The sequence below is a fragment of the Marinomonas pollencensis genome, from assembly GCF_003387375.1.
GTDB classification, from domain to species: Bacteria; Pseudomonadota; Gammaproteobacteria; order Pseudomonadales; family Marinomonadaceae; genus Marinomonas; species Marinomonas pollencensis.
Map to the genome: position 1 here is coordinate 329,182 of NZ_QUNG01000002.1, position 19,162 is coordinate 348,343.

The window sequence follows — 19,162 nt, forward strand, 5'->3', positions numbered from 1 at the left end:
TAAAGCGCGAGTAAATTACAAGGAAGCCTTGTTTCCAGAGGATTTTTTTCAAATGTCTTGGTAAGCTTATAATATTGAAGCTTTTTTATGACCAAACATTGCAATATCGGAGAGTAAATCATGGCACCTAGAATTGGCCAAAGTGCACCGGACTTTTTAGCTAAGGATCAACACGGAGAAAACATTACGCTGAGTCAATTCCGCGGCAAAAAAGTCATTTTGTACTTTTACCCGAAAGACTCTACTCCTGGCTGTACAGCACAGGCTTGCAATTTAAGAGACAACTATGAAACCTTGCTTGAAAAAGGCTACGTAGTGCTTGGCATTAGTACTGACTCAGAAAAACGTCATCAAAACTTTATTGCCAAAAACGAGCTACCCTTTTCACTTATTTCTGATCCTGAGCATTTGGTTCACGACCTTTATGACACCTGGCAATTAAAGAAATTCATGGGCAAAGAATACATGGGCACCGTCAGAACGACCTTTGTCATTGACGAAGAAGGCACCATTAGTGACATCATTGAAAAAGTAAAAACCAAAGACCACACAGCGCAAATCATCGCTTAAACAGCGCTCTTTTCGAAGCATAAAAAACCCCGCCCTCATCAAGCGAAATGAGGGCGGGGTTTTATCATTCCAGAAACTTAAGCGAGCAATAAAATCCTACTGACGCGTCAGTCGATCATTGCCAAGCACTAACGGTGCGGAACTACGGTAAGGATTGATATCCAACCCTCCACGACGCACATAACGCGCATAAACCGTGAGACTTTCCGGCTTGCAGTAACGCATAATATCAATATAAATACGCTCAACACATTGCTCATGAAAATCCGTATGCTCACGAAATGAAATAACGTATTTCAGCAACTGTTGATGATTTATCTTAGCACCTTTGTAATCAATAAATACCGACCCCCAATCAGGCTGATTAGTCACTGGGCAATTGGATTTCAACAAATGACTGACCAAGCGCTCTTCAACCACACCTTGCGACGCATCGACCGTCAATAACTCTGCATTAGGTTGATACTCATCAATCTCAACATCCAATTCATCTATGCAATAATCTGGTGTCAATACCACAAGCGCCGCCATTGAATCCACATCGCGCAACATCACTGTAACGGGTGCACCTGCTGCATTAGACAAGTCGGTTTCTAACAACTGCTGCACATCGGCGAAAGACTCATAACGCATTTGATTTAACGAATTCAAATACAGCTTAAAGGATTTAGACTCGATTATGTTAGGTGAATCACAAGGCAGACGAAACTCTGCTAATGCAACAATGGGTTTACCTTTCAAGTTTAACCAAGAAACCTCGTAGGCATTCCAGATGTCCTCACCGAAAAAAGGCAAGCGCTCAGCCTCGATATCCATCTCAGCCCATTTATCAACTCTAGCAATAGGATAGAGCAAGCCAGCATCGTATTCTGACACATACTCTGTTTGCTGACCCAAGGGTAAAAAGCCCATAGTTAACTCCTCAGTTACGAATACCTCTGCCCTTATTCAGCAAATGCAGGCCAAACGAGAACAGAACAACGATAAACACACACACAATAACCAGAGCCCAATAAACATTGATATCCGATACACCAAGAATGCCAAAACGGAAAGCATTCACCATATACAAAACAGGGTTTAATAAGGATAACTGTTGCCAGAATTCCGGTAGCAAATGAATAGAATAAAACACCCCACCTAGGTACGTTAAGGGCGTCAAAATAAAGGTTGGTACGATGGACACATCATCAAAGCTACGCGCATAAATAGCATTCACAAAGCCCCCTAGCGAAAACATAATGGCCGTCAGCAACACAACCAACACGGTTAGGAATACATTATGTAAGGTCAAATGGGTAAAAAACAGCGACAAAAGCGTCACAATCAAGCCCACGAACAAACCACGCGCCACACCACCTAATACATAACCAAGTAAAATCACCCAATTCGGCGTCGGTGAAACTAACAGCTCTTGAATGCTGTGCTGAAACTTAGCCGAGAAGAATGAAGAAGACACATTCGAATAGGAGTTGGTGATCACCGACATCATGATCAGGCCTGGCACGATATATTGCATATAGCTAAAGCCATCCATCTCACCAATGCGGCCACCGATGAAGTGACCAAAAATGGCAAAATACAACGACATTGTAATCGCAGGCGGCAGCAAGGTTTGCGGCCAAATACGCATAAAGCGGCGAATTTCACGGCGCAATATCGTATAAAAAGCGATAAATAGTTCAGAATTTTTCATTCAGCTTAGCCTTTAATTAGTTTGACGAAGAGTTCTTCAAGTCGGTTGGATTTATTGCGCATGCTCAAGACATTAATACCGACAGCATCGAGGGCACTAAAAACACGGTTTAGGGATTGCCCCTTGATGACCTCTACCTCAATCGTAGAAGCGTCATTTAACCTATCAATCCGATAACCTTCTACCGCCCAATCTGGTGCAACACTGTTATCCAAATCAAGAATAAAGGTTTCCTGATTAAGCGTTTTCAATAGCGCTTTTACACTGGTGTTTTCGACTATTTCACCACTGTTTATGATCGCAATATTTCGACAAAGCTGCTCAGCTTCTTCCAAATAGTGGGTGGTCAGAATGATAGTGGTACCTTGTTCATTTAGCCCTTTAATGAACTCCCACATGGAGCGGCGAAGCTCAATATCAACCCCAGCGGTCGGCTCATCTAAGATCAACACCTCAGGCTCATGAATCAAAGCACGAGCAATCATCAAGCGACGCTTCATACCACCAGATAACATTCTTGACTGAGCGTCTTTTTTATCCCAAAGCCCAAGCTGCTTCAGGTACTTTTCTGCTCTTTGCTCAGCAACTTCTTTGCTAATTCCGTAAAAACCAGCCTGAGTCACAACAACATTAAAGACAGACTCAAAAACATTGAAATTAAACTCTTGCGGCACGACACCTAGATATTTCTTAGCTTTTGCAAAATCTTCGTCTATGTCGGCACCAAAAATGGACACTCGACCTGACGTTTTATTAACCAGAGAACATAAAATACCAATAGTGGTCGACTTGCCTGCCCCGTTTGGTCCAAGCAAAGCAAAGAAGTCGCCCTTTTCTACTTTTAAATCGACACCTTTAAGTGCCTCAAAGCCACCATCATAGCGTTTTTTTAGGTCACTTATTTCGATTGCATATGTCATAATTATGAGTCTCGTTAGGCTACCGCCAACTTAATCGTTATTTATTTGAATAGGTTTTTTTTGTGGAAACACGCAATCAATATATTTTCAATGCATGCACAGAATTACGTCAGCGCATCTCTGAGCACTCCCCATTCGATCAACAAGATCTCGCGGAAGAAGAAATCGACTTTTTAGAAAAGTGGGATCAACTGACCCTTAACATACAAGCCAACGACACTCAATATGTGTTTGATGCACAAGAACTTCTTGCCCGTTTTATCCGCTGTTACGCTAATTTAGTACCGCTTATTAAGCGAGAACTATTATGGTTTATAGGCGGTGAATGCTTACACTTCTTGGGCGACGAAGAATTAGCCCTGTACCAGCAACTGGAAGAACACCTCTATGAGTTAGACACTCAAGAAAAAGAATATGATATTGCTGAACAAATCAGCTTAATAAGAGGCGACTCAACCCAAATACACTGACCAACCAATCAGGGCAGATGACTCTGCCCTAAAACCACTAGGAGACCTTCTTAAACACCAAGGTTCCGTTTGTACCACCAAACCCAAATGAGTTATTTAGCACCACATCAATTTTTCGTTTTTGCGGCGTGGATGGAACATAGTTTAGGTCGCAGCCCTCACTCGGTTCTTCCAAATTAATGGTCGGTGGTGCCACTTGGTCACGAATCGCCAGCACAGAGAAAATAGACTCCACCGCTCCTGACGCACCCAGCAAATGACCAACCATGGATTTTGTTGAACTAATCGCCACATCCGATGCATCAGCTCCCATTAAAGACTTGACTGCATGACTTTCCGCCAAATCTCCGACTGAAGTCGAGGTACCATGAGCATTGATGTAATCAATTTCATGAGGTGCAATACGGGCATCTTTCAGGGCCGCAGACATGGCTGATAAAGCACCTTCACCGGTTGCTGGCGGCGCCGTCATGTGATGGGCATCATCACTCATACCAAAACCGGCTAACTCAGCATAAATAGTCGCGCCACGCGCCACTGCATGCTCATACTCTTCCAGCACAAGAATGCCAGAACCATCTCCCATAACGAAACCGTCACGGTCTTTATCCCACGGACGACTGGCCGTTTTAGGATCATCATTACGCGTCGATAATGCACGCGCTGCACCAAAACCACCAATACCAAGTGGAGTGATCGCCATTTCGGCACCGCCGGCTATCATGACATCAGCGTCACCATAGGCAATCATGCGACCGGCCATACCAATATTATGAGTACCTGTTGTACAAGCTGTTACGATAGAAATATTCGGCCCTTTAAAGCCAAACCGTATCGCCACATGACCAGAAATCATATTAATGATCGCGCCTGGTACAAAAAAAGGTGAAATGCGCTTAGGGCCAGATTCATTCAGTAAGTGTAGATTTTTCTCGATCATAGGCAAACCACCTATTCCCGAGCCAATTGCACACCCTACTCGTGTTAAATCCGCCGTTTGCTCATTGAGATTGGCATCTTCTAATGCCTGTACTGCCGCAGCAATACCATATTGAATGAAGAGATCCATCTTGCGGGCTTCTTTTACACTCATATATTGAGTGGCATCAAAGCCTTCAACCTGCGCCGCAAAACGAGTGGAAAATTGGCTAGCATCAAATGATGTGATATCAGACACACCACTCTTACCTTCCAATACGTTATCCCACGTATCTTTCACATTGTTGCCAAGGGGCGTCACCATTCCCATTCCTGTGACCACAACCCGACGACGAGACATAGGATTCCTCCAGAAAACCGCCCTTTAGACAGGGACTTAATAATAAGAAAAGCCGCTGTATAGAATACAAGCGGCTTTTCGGGAAACTCAATTCACCAAAGAATTACAAGTTAGCGTTGATGTAGTCGTTCGCTGCTTGTACTGTAGTGATTTTTTCAGCTTCTTCATCAGGAATTTCAGTATCAAATTCCTCTTCAAGAGCCATAACCAACTCAACAGTGTCAAGGGAATCTGCACCCAAGTCATCTACGAAAGATGCTGAAGATACAACCTCTTCCTCTTTAACACCAAGCTGTTCGCAAACGATTTTTTTAACGCGTTCTTCAATGCTACTCATTAGAAGTTCCTACTCTACTCGTTAATAGCTCATTTTGAGCGTATTGTAATGTTCGACTACCTAAAATAAAAGGCGTGATTCTCAACATGAACCGGAGACGTATTTTCGTTGAATTCTATATAAAATTCAACTCAAATTACGACATATACATGCCACCATTGACATGTAATGTTTCTCCAGTGATGTAACCTGCGCCATTTGACGCTAAAAATGCAACAGCTGCCGCAATTTCTTCTGGTTGACCAAGGCGTGAAGCAGGCACTTTTTCTACCAATTTCGCTTTGTGCTCATCAGGAAGCACCTTGGTCATGTCCGTTTCAATGAATCCCGGAGCAACACAATTTACCGTGATACCACGAGATCCAATCTCAGCCGCCAATGAGCGACTAAATCCTTCCAACCCTGCTTTGGCTGCGGAATAGTTAGTTTGACCACCATTCCCCATAGAACCCACAACAGAACTGATACTAATAACACGACCGAATTTTGCCTTGGTCATGCCACGTAAACAAGCCTTTGTAACACGAAATACTGAAGAAAGATTAGTGTTAATTACTTGATCCCACTCATCTTCTTTCATTCGCATCATTAGATTATCACGAGTAATGCCGGCATTGTTAACCAAAATCGTTGGCGCACCATACTCAGCATTGATTTCTTTGATTACGGCATCAACGGATTCTGAAGAGGACACATCCAAAACCCAGCCTTTACCATTTTCACCCAAATACTCGCTAATACTTTGCGCACCAGACTCACTTGTCGCGGTTCCGATTACCGTTGCACCTTGCTCAACAAGAGCAGAAGCAATCGCTTTACCGATACCGCGAGTTGCGCCAGTCACTAGGGCAATTTTGCCTTCCAGACTCATTATTGTCTCCAATTTTCAACCTAAACGTATACCATTTTAAATTAAGCAGATACTGCCGCTTCAAAGCCACTTACATCCCCTAGAGAAGACGCAGAAAGCCCTTTAACGATACGCTTATTTAAACCACTTAATACTTTACCAGGACCACACTCAAGCGTTGTTGTCACCCCTAAGCTAGACAACAACTCAATAGATTGCGTCCATAACACAGGCTCACTTAACTGAGAAACCAAGTTGGTTTTAATTGTTTGTGCATCAGACACAGCCTGTGCAGTTACATTTTGCACGAGAGTACAAGTCGGCGCATTGAATTCAATAGAAGCCAATTTCGCAGCCAATTTTTCACCTGCGGGAATCATCAATTCACAATGAGATGGTACGCTCACAGGCAGCGGCAAGGCTCTTTTCGCACCCGCCTCTTTTGCATTTGCCATGGCCGCCTCAACAGCCGCCACATGACCTGCAATAACCACTTGACCTGGAGAGTTGAAATTAACCGCACTAACAATGCCGTCTGCCGCTTCACACGCCGCAATCACCTTATCATCATCCAAGCCGATAATCGCGGCCATTGCGCCTTCACCAGCTGGTACTGCTTGCATCATGTACTCACCACGCAGTTTAACCAACTCAACCGCATCTGCAAAAGCAATCACACCCGAACAAACTAATGCCGAGTATTCACCAAGACTGTGACCCGCCACATAAGCTGGCTTTTGACCACCTTGCTGCTCCCACAAACGCCACAAAGCCACGCTCGCTGTTAGCAAGGCTGGCTGAGTTTTATCTGTTTGACCTAATTGCTCAGCGTCATTTTGCACTAACGCCCACAAATCATAACCAAGAACGTCAGAAGCTTGTGCAAAAGTTTGCTCAATAATGTCATGCTTCTCAGCCAAATCAGCTAGCATGCCCAGCTGTTGAGAGCCCTGCCCTGGAAAAACAAAAGCCAATTCATTATTCATTTCTATTCCTCGTTATCTAGGCGCTTACGAACGGCTGTCGCCAAATCCACTCGCGCTATATCAATTCCATATTCAATCGCGCCAATCATCGCTTGTAAATCTGATCGACCGTGACCTTTTACCAAATTCCCATTCACCCCCACAAGGCAAGCCCCATGTTGATGCTTTGTTTGGTAAAAAGTCTCAAAAAGCGATCCGTCTCCGCCCTGCTCTTTTAACTGCCCTAACAAAAATGATAACAAGCCTTCAGACGCCTTGAGCACCGCATTGCCCACCATACCATCGCAGACAATAACATTCTTTTCACCATGAAACAGTTCTGTTCCTTCAGCGTAACCTAAATAGTCTGGCCATTTTTTTAACGAGAGGCGCGCATTCGTTTCACGAATCACTGAACTGCCTTTCGAACTTTCCACTCCAACATTCAACAAACCCACTTTGGGCAACTCGTCACTTAATGCCTCAACATAGGCAGCGCCAAGTTCAGCAAACCCCTCAAGCATCGATGGGGGACAATGCACATTGGCACCAAGATCCACCAAACAACGTAATGGATTGGAGTGCAGCTCTCGAATTAATGCTGGATATAATTTAGGCCGAATAACCCCTAAAATATGCCTGGCCAATGCCACCATAGCACCGGTATTGCCTAATGTAACAACAACATCAGCTTCTTTAACACTCAAACTATGAAGTGCTTTAAACAGCGTACTGCCATCGCGACGGAACAGCGAAAGAACGATCTCTTCATCCACTTCAATCACATCACGGCAAAGAACCAAAGATAAACGATCACAAAGAGGAGGAAGCTCGAAATTTGAGCTGGGGGAATGATAGAGAGCAATCTCTACATCATCATGCTGGGAAAGAACGTGGAGCGCTCCTTCAAATGCAATGCGGGGACCTAAGTCCCCGCCCATCGCGTCTAATGCTACCCTGATCATGGGTAAATTAGTTACTCACCTTTAGGGGTGATAACTTGACGACCACGGTAAAAGCCATCTGCAGAAACGTGGTGACGACGGTGAAGTTCACCAGTAGTCTGTTCTACAGAAAGCGTTGCGCTAGTCAATGCATCGTGTGAACGGCGTTGGCCGCGACGTGAACGAGTCACTTTACTTTTTTGTACTGCCATTTCTTGGAGCTCCTAACTTTTTACTTGGCCTTTAAATTAGCCAATATACTAAATGGATTCGGTTTTTTTTCGTCATCCGGTGCGTCATCGGTAGACGATGCATACTTTACAGCTGTTGGGTTGCAACCACTTTCTTCGTGATAAGCGACAATAGGCAAAGCAAGTATAATTTCTTGCTCGACCATATCTGCTAGGATTACGTCACCATCGGTCATGACAACAGGGTCATAATCACTCGGTATATTTTTCGCATGGTCTTCGTCATAAACGAAAGCCAAGGATAAATCGACCGACAACTCCTGAGGTACAGCTTCCATACAGCGTTGACAAACAACCTGTACCGTCGCCTTCAGAGAGCCAGTAGCAATGTAGCGCCTATCCTCATCAACTCTAAAGTCTAGATGAATAAAAGCATCACCCTCATCCGACGCCAAGATAGCACAAAGCTCCTTAAGCTGGTTAAGGGGCAAGTACCCTTCAATCGCTGACTCGTGGTTAGCGTATTTACGAGGGTCAAAATATTTAGGTAATGAGTCATTCAACATGGCGGCAAATAATATGGTCACTTGCCCTTCTTGTCAAAGTCTAACTGCACTCAATGGCTTTTTTTTCACTGTTTTTCACTTTCCGAGAGAAAAAAACGTAAAATAATGACTTTATCTCATGAATCAGCGAGTTATGTATGACTAAAAAATTGATTTTGGGCTCATCGTCTCCCTATCGCCGGAGCTTACTCGAACGGCTAAATCTTACATTCGAATGCCATTCACCCGACATTGACGAAACACAACACAAGTACGAAACAGCAGCTCAACTGGTAAAAAGCTTATCCATTTCGAAAGCCCAAAAGGTCAAAGCCGATCGCCAAGCTCCAAATGAATTAATTATTGCTTCAGATCAGGTGGCGGTATTGGATCAAGAAATACTGGGAAAACCGCATACCAAAGAAAAAGCCATCGAACAACTTTCTCGCTTTAGCGAACGCAAGGTAACTTTTTTAACCGGCTTATGCGTACTCGACAGCAGCAATAATGAGTACCAATATGCATTAAGCGAATATCAGGTTTTTTTCCGTCAGCTCGCTCAGAGCGAAATTGAACGCTATATCTACCTAGAATCCCCACTAAACTGCGCAGGAAGTTTTAAGTGCGAGGGGCTTGGCGTCACATTATTCAGCAAAATGGAAGGAGACGACCCAAACAGCCTAATTGGCCTTCCCCTTATCAATCTGTGCAACATGCTACGCCAATATGGGGTAAACCCTCTGTTATAACAGCCAGCCCTCTATCAAGACACACAGACACAATAGAAAGGCGATTAGACTATCTCTAATAGCCTTTAGGAAAAGAGTGATAGCTCTCTTTAGGAGAAGCTAAATCATCCAAAGCTTTGGCCGTCACCTCATAACCGAAGTCAATCAGTTCGTCGGCTCGCCAAAACTCGTAAAAAGAGGTGAAATCCTTAGGAATGGAAATTAATAAATCGGGTGGATAGCCAGCTAGCTTGTATTGCGTGAGCGACTCTTGCATGGTTTCAAACATCATATTGATGGTTTGCAAGCGCCCCCAACTTTCTGGTCCGGCCTTACTTAAATTCCGCGCTTCTATTTCTTCGTCACTGCGATTCTTCGAAAACAGGCCTTTAAATCCAGACCACCATTCTGGCTCATTGTTTTTCGCCACCAGGGTTTCCGTGGTCAGCTCTTGTGCTGGCCCATTAAGATCCACCGCAATGATATAATCGGCACCAGCTGACACAGTCGGAATAATGGGTAATGGATTTAATACCCCACCATCAACATAAATACGATGACCAAGCTGCACAGGAGCAACCACAGAAGGAATAGCGGAAGATGCCCGCATGGCATTGATTAAGCTGCCTTTTTGAAACCAAAACTCTTTCTGATTAAGCAAATCCACAGCCACAGCAGTATAAGGAATAGTAAGCGACTCAATGTCAGGCGCATCACCCAACATCTCTTCAATCACCTGAAAAAATCGATCCCCCTTAATATAGGCACCATGTCGGAATGACATATCCAACATACGCAACACACGAACTTTATCCAGGGAGCGTGCCCACTCACTGTATTCATGAATTTTACCTGCTGCGAACACCCCTCCAATAATCGAGCCAATCGAGCAACCTGATAGCCCGACAATCTCATAACCATGATCTTCAATGGCCTGAATCACCCCAATATGGGCGTTACCACGGGCAGCACCACTGCCCAACACAAGCGACACTGTTTTTTTCATAAGCCATCCAATTAGGGAGTCACATAGACAAAGGAAACACGATGCTTACCAAGTAAATCACGTCCCATATCAGCCACATTGATAAAACGCACCTGCTGACTGAGCTGATCCCCCACCGCAGAGATTAAAGCATCAATATAACGATCACCTTGCGCTATAGCAGACTCGCCACCTCCCCTTTCGCTTGTGACAAAACCAACCACACGCTGCCCATTAGGCAAATCACGAAGGAAACGACGAATCCTAGGAAAGTCATTGACTGCCATTTGCGCCGCCACCTCAAACTCTGCATCTTGCGCAACCATCAAGGCGATACTGTCCAAGCGAATCATGATGTCGCCGGCACCGCGCCGATTGATGTAAATAACCTGATAATCATCATGACTGTCTTGCACCACCATCAATAACTGAGTGGAGTCAGCGCCATACAATAAATAATTATTGAAAAAGTTATTAGCCCACGCATTACTACTGCCGCAGCTGCGACTTTCGCATTGAAAAATAACTTTTTGCCCGTCCGCCAGCAAAGTACTTTTGTAATAGGCAAAAACCGATTCTAACGGTACATTTCGCTCTACTTTGTAGAGCGAACGGAACACAGACCCAGAAACTCGCAACACCGACTCAGGCTCCCAACCTCGCCCTGAACGCTGAATCTTACCTAGGGGAATCTCTAACGCCTGATTGTCTAGTGTTTCACTCTTCACCAGTTGAGCGCCTCGATAAGCTTCAACATGGGTAATATCTGCAAAGGCATAACTTACAAATAACGCAAAACAAGCCAATATCACCTGCTTAACTCTGATCATATATACCTTCCTTTTGTTATTAGAATAATCTTGCTAATTAAGATCAATAAACGCCTGGATTTCACCAGCAACCGCAGCCGCCGTTTCCGGCTCTAGATGAAAATGATGATTTCCCTTGACCCTCTTAAGTGTAAGCCAGGAAAATTGTTCGGCACGCTTTTCAACCAAAAAGTCCGCCTTTTCATAGACCCCTTGCTCTGCAATTAATGCCAAAACGGGACATTTAATCTGCGAAATAAAGGCATCAACACTGGCCTCATCCATACGAAATGGTGATGGCAAGGTCAGTTTCCCATCGTGTCGCCACGACCAAGTATCAACGTCTTGTCGCGCACCGCGCTCAACCAGCAGGGACGCAGCGTCATAGGACAAGGAGGTAAAGCCATTCATCCGGGCAAACACCATCTCTTCTTTTGATACATAACGCGAAAATCGCTCCGCTCGATATTTACTCATTTTACGAATTGATTTTTGCAAAGTAGACACGCGCTCTTCAGGCTCTCCTGTCAGCGGCCCCATATTATCCAATAGGATCAAACCTCGTACCTTTTCAGGTGCGACGGCTGCCACCATCATGGCAACTGCCCCGCCCATGCTATGCCCAATCAACCAACTACTTTGATTGGATTGATTGAGCACACTCACTGTATCTAATACATAATCCCAAAGATGATAAAAACAGCCATCCGGCCTATGGTCAGAGAAACCGTGACCAGCAAAATCCAGCGCACTATGATTAAAGTCTGACAAATGAAATGACAACGAACGAAAACTGGCCGCATTATCTAACCAGCCATGAAGTGACAGAACCTTTAGTGCAGAGGGGTTTTGCGACAACCATTGAATCCCTGCAATTTTGGTATGCGCCAAATTAAAAACAACATTTTGCCCCATACTTACATCCTTAAATATACACCTACCATCGCCTCGCCATGACAATCACTGTCACTGACGTATTTGCCAACGGTATTGGCAGCATGCCGTTGCAAACAACTCCCCCTCTAAGGCCGCCATGGCAGCCGTGGTCATGGCAAAGCTGGCTGGCAATGGTTCATCTGACAGCAACTCCACCAATTGATGAGCAAAGGGCTGGTGAGTGATAAGTAAAATAGAATGAGCTTTTTGATCGTTCAGCCATAGCGCCACGTCCAGCTCTTTACCACTGGGTGTGATCAAAGGACACGGCTGAGGAGTTAGTCCATCTTGAGCCAGCTCGGCCAAAAAATGGTGTGCGGTTTGTTGAGCTCGCACATAAGGACTCACATAAACCGCATCGAGCACTTCCCCTTTCTCTTTAAAAGCCCGCGCCGTTTGCACAACCTCAGCAACCCCTTCAGGGGTCAACTCACGTTGCGCATCCTGCTCATATCCATGGGCAAACGCATTACCATGTCGTAATACGTAGAGACGCTTATCATTGCTCATTCTTGTCACCTTTTGGCCAAGGCTGGAAAGGAAAAGGCTTTTCCTCCTGGTTAAAGGCGAGAAAATCGATAATTTGCAGCATGAACACACCCAAACTACGCAACCAGGCAGAAAGTGTCATTGGCTCTGAACGAGTAAACAACCTCACCACACTGACAACCACAACCAAAATACCAAAAACAGTGATAGCCACATTGAGCACACACCAGTAAAACAACATAAAAATCAAACGAAACCAAAAGCTCTGATTTGCGTAACCTGGTTTAGCCATGCTTATTCTCCTCATACGTTGCGAATTCAACGTCCCATTTTTGTTCGCCAGTCATCATAGATCCGATCAGCGTTTCCAGTTTTGCCTGCTCAAAAAGAAGCTTAGACAAGCCCTCTGCCAAAGGCATGTATAAATTGTGTTTCTTCGCCTCTTCCACCACCATACGCAAAGTATTCACACCCTCTGCGACTTCACCTATGTCTTCTACCGCCGCCTGTAAGTCTTTCCCCGAACCAATCGCAAAACCAACGCGGTAGTTACGACTTAACGGCGAACTGCAAGTTGCGATCAAATCCCCCATGCCGGCCAACCCTAAAAATGTCATTGGATTGGCACCAAAATGAACCGCGAAGCGACTCATTTCCGCTAGACTGCGCGTCATAATCATGGCCATGGTGTTTTCGCCCACTTGCAAAGCCTTGGCCAAACCACAGACAATGGCATAAATATTTTTTAGCGCCCCAGCCAGCTCAACACCAGTACTATCGGCATTTTCATAAACACGAAACGTAGGCGACTTTAATAGCTCAATAACTCGTGTTCTAAGTAACTCATCGTCGCTTGCAATGACCGACCCCGTCATTTGCCCTGCAGCAATTTCTTTTGCCAAATTCGGACCGCTGAGCACACCGATTTTTTGCGTCACACTGTTACGACGCAAAATATCACTCATAAGTTCAAAATGATTGGGATTAAAACCTTTGGTTGTGCTAATGAGCATTTTATCTGGCGTTAATAATGGCTCTATACGTTCAACCACTTGAGCAAACGATTTCGATGGTATTGAAACAAAAATAGTGTCACTTTCTTTTATTGCTTGCTCTAAATTGCTGGTCGCTAACAATTCTTGGTGTAATGGCGCATTCGGCAAATAACGACTATTTAGCCCAGTTAAATTAATCTCTTCAACTTGTTGCTCGTTACGCATCCACTGGCTGACCTGGTGTCCATTATTCGCCATAATATTTGCCAACGCAGTACCAAAACTACCACCACCCAACACACAGACTGATTGTTTTTTCATCATCCCTTTCTCTTCAAAAAAAATAGCACCTAATTAACATTAGGATGAACAACTTACCTCTAATGAACGCCCCCACTCTGGCGCTCGCTGTGCCAATCTATTTGATTCGTCGTGCTCCTCAAATGGCGCAATCAATACAGACAACAAACGACGGAACGGCAAAAAGTCACCCTGTTCTGCGGCCTCTATTGCCTCATGCGCAAGATAATTTCTTAATATAAATTTAGGGTTAACCTGCAACATCGCTGAACGCGTTTGAGACCAACTCTGGCCACTGTCTAATCTCGCCCGCTGGTAAGTAAAGAGCCAAGTTCTCATCCGCTCCCGGTCTATTACTTCATCTAAAATCAGATCAAACTCATCCGCAGACAAATAACTTAGCAAGCGAAAGAAGAGACTGTAATCCATTTTTTCAGAGGCCATGATAGCCAACAGGGAAGACAGTAAATCATTCGTCTCTGGGCCAGGCTGTAAACCCAATTTAGCAGCCATCAATGTTTCATAATGAGTCTGCAAGGCTATTTCATAGCGCTGCAAAATAGCCACCAGTTGATCGCGCTCAAGATGCTTTGAGAAACAACGCATCAAACAATTAAGATTCCATAAGCCTATGCCAGGTTGACGTGAAAAGGCATAGCGCCCTTCATAGTCGGAATGATTACACACCCAATCAGGCTGGTAATCTTCCATAAAACCATAAGGGCCGTAATCGATCGTTTCTCCCGTAAAGGAGAAATTATCCGTGTTCATCACACCGTGCTGAAACCCCAGCGCTTGCCACTTAGCAATCATTCTAGCGGTGCGCTCAACCACCTCTATTAACATGTTTTCCAAAGGTGTGTCTGTCGCCAAGCAATGAGGATAATAATACCTCAAACAATATTCTATCAACTGGTTGAGTTCAGCTTCTTTTCCCTGATAAAAGAAGTACTCAAAATGGCCGAATCGAATGTGGCCTTGTGCGGTACGCAACAACATAGCGCCTGGCTCAGGCTGCTCACGATAAACGGCCTCAGAACTTGTATAAAGCGCCAATGCGCGAGAGGTTGGAATCGACATCGCCTGCATAAATTCGCTGGCTAGGTACTCCCTGATACAAGAGCGCAATACCGCCCGCCCATCACCCCGACGGGAAAACGGGGTGGCCCCAGCGCCTTTCATATGCAAATCATGCAAACCGCCTTGAGCGTCACGCACCTCCCCTAACAAAACACCACGACCATCACCAAGCTGAGGGGAGAAACCGCCAAACTGATGACCGGCATAGACCATGCTTAATGAGTCAGCTAGCGCAACTTCGCCACTTAGGATACGTTTCGTTTGCGGGGATTTGATATCAATAGATAAAGAGTGAGCTAGCGTCTGGTTAAATTCAACCAAACGCTGCTTGAGGAGAGGCTGGATCGACGTTTTTGCATAAAACGCCTCTCCTAGCTCGGCAAAGTGATGTTCTAATTTCATAGGCACTCACTTAGATAGAAATTATTATACTGAGGTGTTAACCATGTACTCGCAACGGATACTTTCCCCGACAACCTTTTCGATTTCAGGAATTAGGAAGGCATCATCTTCACTAGCAAAACTTACAGATTTGCCCATTTCGCCGCCACGACCGGTACGTCCAATACGATGAACGTAATCTTCAGGGTCTTCTGGCAGAGCATAGTTAACCACAAGCTCAATATTATCAACATGAATCCCACGGCCAGCCACATCTGTTGCCACTAGGACTTGAATGACACCATCTTTAAAACCTTTTAGGGTTTTAACACGCTTATCTTGAGCCACTTCACCAGACAAAATGGCGCAATTGATGTTGGCCTTTCTCAATTTTTCATAAAGATCACGGGTCTCATCACGGCGATTAGCAAAAATAATGGTTCTTTGATTACCATTGTCTTCAATCAATTGCTTAAGAACCGGCCATTTCTGCTCCGCTTCTACCGTATAAATGACTTGATCAATATTTTTGTTGGTGGCTTCTTTAGGCACAACCGACACTTCTTTAGCGAAATAGGTCCACTGAGTGGCCAGGGCCTGAATGTCTTTAGGGAAAGTCGCACTAAAAAGCATGGTTTGACGCTTCTCTTTATGAGGCGTCATACGAATAATACTTTTCACATCAGGAATGAACCCCATAGAAAGCATGCGGTCCGCTTCATCTAGAACCAAACATTCCACTTGATTCAACAACACCTTTTTATGACGTGCGAAGTCCAATAATCGGCCAGGCGTCGCAACTAAGATGTCTACATTTTCAGTTTCTAACTGTCGCTTTTGTTTCTCGTAGCTCATGCCACCAACCAAAGCAACCACATTTAGATGGTTGTTTTCTGTTAGCTTGATCGCCTCATCAGCGATTTGCAAAGCCAACTCACGTGTCGGCGCGATAATCAAGCCACGCGCCAAATTGTTCGCGCGCTTTTCGCTCAGCGGGTAATCCAAAAAGTCGCTGATCATTGCGATCAAAAAAGCCGCAGTCTTACCCGTACCCGTTTGCGCCTGACCAATCAGATCATAACCCTGCAAGGTCATAGGTAAGGTTTCAGCTTGTATTTCACTGCAGTATTCAAAGCCCATTTCTTGAATGGATTTTAACACGCGATCAGGAAGGTTTAGGTCATGAAAACGGGTCTTACCCTCAACTTCCGGCACTTTAAAGTCATCAATTGACCAGACATTCCCAGTCTTACTAGGCTTGCTCTGAGGCGCGGACTTAGTGACACTTCCTGTCGTGTTTTTTTCGCTTCCAGGGGCTGAATTTTCAGCCTTAAAACGCTTGTTAGAACGACGTGGACGCTTGGCTTTTGGTTTTTGCTCTGATGCAGTTTCTGTATTTTGATTTTCCATATTGGAATCTATATGCTTCTTATGTTTTTTACGTTTATGTATCGTTGCGTGGAGTGTACCTAAATGACCGGCCTTTATCACCCCTTGCTTTTTCTAAGTTATTGTTGTCGGTAAGGTGGCAAGCTATTTATAAGCTGCTGCCCATAGCGCTTAGTGCGCAATCGCTTATCTAAAATATGTATTTCACCACTGTCCGCCTCACTGCGTAACAAGCGACCTGTAGCTTGCACTAAACGCAACGAGGCATCCGGAATAGTAATTTCCATAAATGGGTTGCCCCCTCGTTTTTGAATCCATTCCGCCAAGGTAGCTTCCACCGGATCATCAGGCACCGCAAAAGGAATTTTGGCAATGTACACACAGGTGAGATAATCACCCGGCAAATCCACCCCTTCGGCAAAACTGGCTAGGCCAAACAACAAACTCCCCTTACCATCATCAATGCGGGCCCGATGCGAATCCAAAATAACACGCTTCGATTGCTCACCCTGCATCAGCAGAACCTCTTGCAGCGCAGGTTTTAATGACTGAGCCACCTCTTCCATTTGACGACGCGAAGAAAACAACACCAGGCTGCCTTTTTCCACATTCACCTGTTTATCTAGGTACTGCACAATTTCTTTTGTATGCTGTTCCACTCGGTTAGGCTCATTTTCCATATCAGGAATCACCAACAAACCATGTTGCTGAAAGTCGAACGGACTTAATACGCGAAGATATTCGCTTTCTTGAGGCACCCCTGAACGCATATTAAAGCGATGAAATTGATTGAGTGCAGTCAGAGTAGCCGACGTCACCACAGCCCCAAAACACTTATCCCACAACTGTTGACGCAAAGTATGAGCCGCGAGTATTGGCGAACCACCAAGCTCGATGTCTTGCTCCATTCCCTGCCCTGTTAACACTAACCAGCGCGCATTGGGTGGGTACTTTTCATCATCAACGGCAGAATAAAGGCGCCACAATTCGACACTTTGCTCCAAGCGCCCCAAAATAACCCCAAGAATAGGCTGCCAAGTCTCAGCGGTTTCTGGGGTAACGCCCATACCTTCGTTTTGTTTGGTTTTTTTACATTCATCCTGAATGCTTTCAATATTATTAAACAGCTTTTGATAAGAGGTTTGCAAACTATAGGCCAATTGTCGCAATTCATCCGGAATCACGCCAAACTCAAACCTATGCTGGTTATTCTCTTGATCTAGGCCTAAACCTTGAATATAGGGCGCCAAGCCTTGTTGGGCATACTGCAGGAAATTCACAATACTCTGGATTTGCTGAGGAATTTTTAACAGCAGCTGCCCCGTCAAACTCACATCATCCGTCAACTCTTGTTTTAAGTTTACGAGGTTTTTTTCCAACTGACGCAGCCAGCTAATACTTTGTTGCAAACGCACTTCATGGCGAAAATGGCCAATTGCCTTATCTGGCAAATGATGCCCCTCATCAAACACATAAATAGTGTCTTTAGGCGGCGTTAAAATCGCCCCACCACCTAGCGACAAATCCGCTAAAACCAAATCATGGTTTGCAACAATCACATCAGCATCTTCAATTTCGCCACGGGCTTTAAAAAATGGGCAAGCCGAATAATTGGCACAATTACGATTCGTGCACTGCTGATGATCTGTGGTCAGGCGCCGCCAATCTTGATCACGAATAATGCCTTCCCAGTTATCTTTGTCACCATCCCACTCGCCTTTAGAGAGTGCCACATCCATCTCTTGGTAAAGCGGCGTATTCACATCATCAGACTGCAAATGCTGCTCAAACAAGCCAGCAAACATATCTTCAATGCCTTGCTCTTCGGTGCTTAAAAAACCCTCTAAGTTATTTAAGCAAAGGTAACGTCCACGCCCTTTGGCCAAGGTATATTTAAAGCTTAGCTCGGTATGCTCAAGAAGGTTTGGCAATTCTTTATGGAGAATTTGTTCTTGTAAGGCAACGGTGGCAGTGGAAATAACCAACTTTAAGCCACGCGCCTTAGCGATGGGAATCGCGGCAAGGCAATAAGATAAGGTTTTGCCCGTACCAGTACCTGCCTCAACAACAGCTACGTGTTTCTCACCTAAACGCTCGCCCTCACTGTCCCGCTGAATAGAACCCAAGGTACGAGCAATCGCACCGATCATTTGTCGCTGACCGACCCTTGGTTTATGGGACTTTGCTTCCAATGAGGCACGGTAAGCAAGATGAATTTGTTTTTTTAGTTCGTCTGAAAGCATTTAATTTATTGAGTATCTTGAATAATGCTGTATATAATAACAGTTACTGTATAAACAACC

Annotated in this window: 22 protein-coding genes; 3 read left to right on the forward strand and 19 right to left on the reverse strand. The window is 44.8% G+C overall.

Annotated elements, in window-relative coordinates; genetic code table 11:
• Window positions 1–120: 120 nt before the first annotated feature.
• Complete coding sequence (bcp, locus tag DFP81_RS04470; protein WP_115896554.1) at window positions 121–570, forward strand: thioredoxin-dependent thiol peroxidase; 450 nt, start codon at window positions 121–123, stop codon at window positions 568–570.
• Window positions 571–666: 96 nt separating this feature from the next.
• Here the strand turns inward: bcp and queF are convergent, their stop codons facing one another.
• Genes queF through DFP81_RS04485 form a run of 3 tightly spaced genes read right to left on the reverse strand, consistent with a single transcriptional unit; the run spans window position 667 to window position 3,186 of the window.
• The gene (gene queF, locus DFP81_RS04475; RefSeq protein ID WP_115896555.1) at window positions 667–1,482 is read right to left on the reverse strand and encodes an NADPH-dependent 7-cyano-7-deazaguanine reductase QueF; all 816 of its coding nucleotides are present in this window, start codon (window positions 1,480–1,482) and stop codon (window positions 667–669) included.
• Between the two features lie 10 nt (window positions 1,483–1,492).
• Window positions 1,493–2,266, reverse strand: a complete 774-nt coding sequence (locus DFP81_RS04480; RefSeq protein ID WP_115896556.1) for an ABC transporter permease — start codon at window positions 2,264–2,266, stop codon at window positions 1,493–1,495.
• A 5-nt stretch (window positions 2,267–2,271) separates the two neighbouring features.
• The gene (locus DFP81_RS04485) at window positions 2,272–3,186 is read right to left on the reverse strand and encodes an ABC transporter ATP-binding protein (RefSeq protein ID WP_115896557.1); all 915 of its coding nucleotides are present in this window, start codon (window positions 3,184–3,186) and stop codon (window positions 2,272–2,274) included.
• A gap of 62 nt (window positions 3,187–3,248) precedes the next feature.
• On the opposite strand from DFP81_RS04485, the gene DFP81_RS04490 reads away from it, so the two are divergent.
• Window positions 3,249–3,656 (forward strand): PA2817 family protein, encoded by a 408-nt coding sequence (locus tag DFP81_RS04490; RefSeq protein WP_115896558.1) that lies wholly within the window; start codon window positions 3,249–3,251, stop codon window positions 3,654–3,656.
• Between the two features lie 37 nt (window positions 3,657–3,693).
• Here DFP81_RS04490 and fabF read toward each other — a convergent pair whose 3' ends face one another.
• From fabF to DFP81_RS04525, 7 genes are all read right to left on the reverse strand, one after another.
• A complete protein-coding gene (fabF, locus tag DFP81_RS04495; RefSeq protein ID WP_115896559.1) occupies window positions 3,694–4,935 on the reverse strand; it encodes a beta-ketoacyl-ACP synthase II in 1,242 nt (413 codons plus the stop codon).
• 103 nt (window positions 4,936–5,038) lie between these two features.
• Window positions 5,039–5,272 carry an acyl carrier protein gene (gene acpP, locus DFP81_RS04500; protein ID WP_115896560.1) on the reverse strand — a complete coding sequence of 78 codons (234 nt, stop codon included), beginning with the start codon at window positions 5,270–5,272 and terminating at the stop codon, window positions 5,039–5,041.
• Window positions 5,273–5,408: 136 nt separating this feature from the next.
• Entirely contained in the window at window positions 5,409–6,143 is a 735-nt protein-coding gene (gene fabG, locus DFP81_RS04505; RefSeq protein ID WP_115896561.1) for a 3-oxoacyl-ACP reductase FabG, read from the reverse strand.
• Between the two features lie 41 nt (window positions 6,144–6,184).
• Window positions 6,185–7,108 carry an ACP S-malonyltransferase gene (gene fabD, locus DFP81_RS04510; RefSeq protein ID WP_115896562.1) on the reverse strand — a complete coding sequence of 308 codons (924 nt, stop codon included), beginning with the start codon at window positions 7,106–7,108 and terminating at the stop codon, window positions 6,185–6,187.
• A gap of 2 nt (window positions 7,109–7,110) precedes the next feature.
• Complete coding sequence (locus DFP81_RS04515; RefSeq protein ID WP_115896563.1) at window positions 7,111–8,052, reverse strand: fatty acid synthesis protein; 942 nt, start codon at window positions 8,050–8,052, stop codon at window positions 7,111–7,113.
• 11 nt (window positions 8,053–8,063) lie between these two features.
• Entirely contained in the window at window positions 8,064–8,243 is a 180-nt protein-coding gene (gene rpmF / locus DFP81_RS04520; protein ID WP_013661159.1) for a 50S ribosomal protein L32, read from the reverse strand.
• A 20-nt stretch (window positions 8,244–8,263) separates the two neighbouring features.
• Window positions 8,264–8,809: a YceD family protein gene (locus tag DFP81_RS04525; protein ID WP_245959081.1), complete on the reverse strand. Its 546-nt coding sequence runs from the start codon at window positions 8,807–8,809 to the stop codon at window positions 8,264–8,266.
• Between the two features lie 116 nt (window positions 8,810–8,925).
• Here DFP81_RS04525 and DFP81_RS04530 point away from each other — a divergent pair, with 116 nt between their 5' ends.
• Complete coding sequence (locus DFP81_RS04530; RefSeq protein ID WP_115896564.1) at window positions 8,926–9,516, forward strand: Maf family protein; 591 nt, start codon at window positions 8,926–8,928, stop codon at window positions 9,514–9,516.
• Between the two features lie 55 nt (window positions 9,517–9,571).
• On the opposite strand, the gene DFP81_RS04535 is transcribed toward DFP81_RS04530, so the two are convergent.
• The 9 genes from DFP81_RS04535 to dinG all read right to left on the reverse strand — a co-directional run bounded on the left by DFP81_RS04535 (window position 9,572) and on the right by dinG (window position 19,102).
• Window positions 9,572–10,501: a patatin-like phospholipase family protein gene (locus DFP81_RS04535; protein WP_115896565.1), complete on the reverse strand. Its 930-nt coding sequence runs from the start codon at window positions 10,499–10,501 to the stop codon at window positions 9,572–9,574.
• An 11-nt stretch (window positions 10,502–10,512) separates the two neighbouring features.
• Window positions 10,513–11,310 (reverse strand): DUF4892 domain-containing protein, encoded by a 798-nt coding sequence (locus DFP81_RS04540; protein WP_115896566.1) that lies wholly within the window; start codon window positions 11,308–11,310, stop codon window positions 10,513–10,515.
• A gap of 33 nt (window positions 11,311–11,343) precedes the next feature.
• On the reverse strand, window positions 11,344–12,204 hold the full coding sequence (locus DFP81_RS04545) for an alpha/beta hydrolase (protein ID WP_115896567.1): 861 nt from the start codon (window positions 12,202–12,204) through the stop codon (window positions 11,344–11,346).
• A gap of 51 nt (window positions 12,205–12,255) precedes the next feature.
• Complete coding sequence (locus DFP81_RS04550) at window positions 12,256–12,735, reverse strand: SixA phosphatase family protein (protein ID WP_115896568.1); 480 nt, start codon at window positions 12,733–12,735, stop codon at window positions 12,256–12,258.
• Window positions 12,725–13,006 (reverse strand): DUF4389 domain-containing protein, encoded by a 282-nt coding sequence (locus tag DFP81_RS04555; RefSeq protein ID WP_115896569.1) that lies wholly within the window; start codon window positions 13,004–13,006, stop codon window positions 12,725–12,727. Before DFP81_RS04555 ends, DFP81_RS04550 begins: the two co-directional genes overlap by 11 nt.
• A complete protein-coding gene (locus tag DFP81_RS04560; RefSeq protein ID WP_115896690.1) occupies window positions 12,999–14,030 on the reverse strand; it encodes an NAD(P)H-dependent glycerol-3-phosphate dehydrogenase in 1,032 nt (343 codons plus the stop codon). The genes DFP81_RS04555 and DFP81_RS04560 overlap by 8 nt, the downstream gene beginning before the upstream one ends.
• Before the next feature lie 39 nt (window positions 14,031–14,069).
• Window positions 14,070–15,491: a protein adenylyltransferase SelO gene (locus tag DFP81_RS04565; protein ID WP_115896570.1), complete on the reverse strand. Its 1,422-nt coding sequence runs from the start codon at window positions 15,489–15,491 to the stop codon at window positions 14,070–14,072.
• Between the two features lie 24 nt (window positions 15,492–15,515).
• The gene (locus DFP81_RS04570) at window positions 15,516–16,880 is read right to left on the reverse strand and encodes a DEAD/DEAH box helicase (RefSeq protein ID WP_115896571.1); all 1,365 of its coding nucleotides are present in this window, start codon (window positions 16,878–16,880) and stop codon (window positions 15,516–15,518) included.
• Between the two features lie 98 nt (window positions 16,881–16,978).
• Window positions 16,979–19,102: an ATP-dependent DNA helicase DinG gene (gene dinG / locus DFP81_RS04575; RefSeq protein WP_115896572.1), complete on the reverse strand. Its 2,124-nt coding sequence runs from the start codon at window positions 19,100–19,102 to the stop codon at window positions 16,979–16,981.
• Window positions 19,103–19,162 lie beyond the last annotated feature (60 nt).